Below are 1,088 nucleotides of genomic sequence, written 5' to 3'. Positions count from 1 at the left end.
TCGACAGGCTATAACCTGCGCTGGCTGCTGCGCGCCATTACCCGATTGGGCATCAAGCCCGCCTTGTGCTTTGGTGGCTGCGCTCGCTTTGGCGCTGCGCCACGACCTGTTCTGTTTCACTTCCCTCGCACGGAACTTCTCATCCAAATTTTGAATTTTGCAGGGCCGACTTCTATGAGCAGAAAGTTGTCAAGAGTTTTGTGCAAGGAAAAAATCCATAAGCAGATACCTTGAGTTTTAGCCAAGCGATATCAACGCGCGTTAGGGTGGGGTCGAGCCGATTGTGCGCACGTGAGACATTCACCTCTCACCCACTTCTATCCGCCGGATTTGGCCGGCCTCATCTGTATGCGCGCTACGCCGGACATTCTGGTCCGGTGGATATACCCCATCTAATGATCGGTTACATTCAGCAACCCGTCGGCCCTACGGGCATATCCCAGTTCAGCCCCTCCAATAGACGTTGACCCTACAGCGATGAGCCATGCCCACTCATATCCCTTTGAACTGAGCGCTTTGTGGAATCACGCCGTCTTTAAGGTAGCGCCATAATGCAATCACTAACCGCCTGGCAAGCGCGACAATCGCAATGCGCCGCGCGCGGCGATTGGCGCCAGTGCCCTGCGTGCGCTTGTTGAACCACTGCGCCAGCGCACTGCTAGGCTGATAGCGCAGCCAGCACCAGGCCATCTCGATGAGCTGGGTTCGCACTCGCCTATTTCCCTGCTTGCTGATCCCCTGATCAATCCGGCTCTGTCCGCTATCGTAGGGTTGCGGGACCAGGCCTACGCAGGCGCCCAGTTGCCGCCGGTTACCAAACTCGCGCCAGAACAACTCAAGCATCAGGCGCGATGCCCCGATATGGCCTACACCTTTGAGGTGCGTAAGATAAGCGATCCGTTCACGTACAGGTGCCGGTAGACGTTCTTGCAGTGTGCGCTCAAGTGCCGCGAGTTGTTCTTCGGCAAGTGCCAGGCGGGCCGCCTCGCGTAACAGTCGTTCATGCAACTCGCTGGGCAGCGGCGTGCCATCATGACAAACCAGTTTGCCGCTCGCTAGCCGCTTGGCAAACGTCCTATGATCGAAAC

General features: G+C 57.2%; 2 protein-coding genes. One reads left to right on the top strand and one right to left on the bottom strand.

Annotated elements, in window-relative coordinates:
- The coding region (locus tag KQH60_RS14545) for a hypothetical protein (RefSeq protein WP_237577121.1) at window positions 1–234 on the top strand (234 nt) is incomplete at its 5' end.
- Between the two features lie 258 nt (window positions 235–492).
- On the opposite strand, the gene KQH60_RS14540 is transcribed toward KQH60_RS14545, so the two are convergent.
- The coding region (locus tag KQH60_RS14540; protein ID WP_237577120.1) for a transposase at window positions 493–1,088 on the bottom strand (596 nt) is incomplete at its 5' end.

This window comes from Mycetohabitans sp. B8 (genome assembly GCF_021991875.1).
In the GTDB taxonomy this organism is placed as follows: Bacteria; Pseudomonadota; Gammaproteobacteria; order Burkholderiales; family Burkholderiaceae; genus Mycetohabitans.
This window is presented reverse-complemented; position numbering and strand designations above follow the sequence as displayed.